1 pseudogene is annotated in these 438 nt (G+C 69.6%); it reads left to right on the top strand.

Going from position 1 to position 438, the window contains the following annotated elements:
• Positions 1 to 438: pseudogene (locus IH26_RS61830) on the top strand (site-specific integrase); the annotation flags it as partial.

Genomic DNA, 438 nt, shown 5'->3' with positions numbered 1-438 from the left:
TTCCACTACACCCGCGACGTCGACACCGTCCTGATCCCCTACCTCGGCCGGTACCGGCTGGCCGACCTCGACGCCCAACTTTTGCGCACCGTGTTCGCCCCGATCGCCGACACCCGCAACAACAAGGGCCGACCGCAGTCCCCTTCGGCGATGAGCCACCTGCGCACCACCCTGCGCGCCGCGCTCAACCTGGCCGTCAAGGAAGGCGTGCTGGACTGCAACCCTGCCCGGCATATCGAGATCAAGGGCTATCAGCAGCCGCACGCCAAGGTGTGGACCGAGGCCCGCGTCGCGTCGTGGGAGCAGACCGGGATTCACCCGGCGGTGGCGGTCTGGACTGCCGACCAGCTCGCCGAGTTCCTCGGCTCCGTCAACGACGACCCGCTGTTCGCCCTCTGGTGGCTCGCCGGCCTGCGCGGGCTGCGCCGGGGCGAGTTG

The sequence above is a fragment of the Actinoplanes subtropicus genome, assembly GCF_000721705.1.
In the GTDB taxonomy this organism is placed as follows: domain Bacteria; phylum Actinomycetota; class Actinomycetes; order Mycobacteriales; family Micromonosporaceae; genus Actinoplanes; species Actinoplanes subtropicus.
This window is presented reverse-complemented; position numbering and strand designations above follow the sequence as displayed.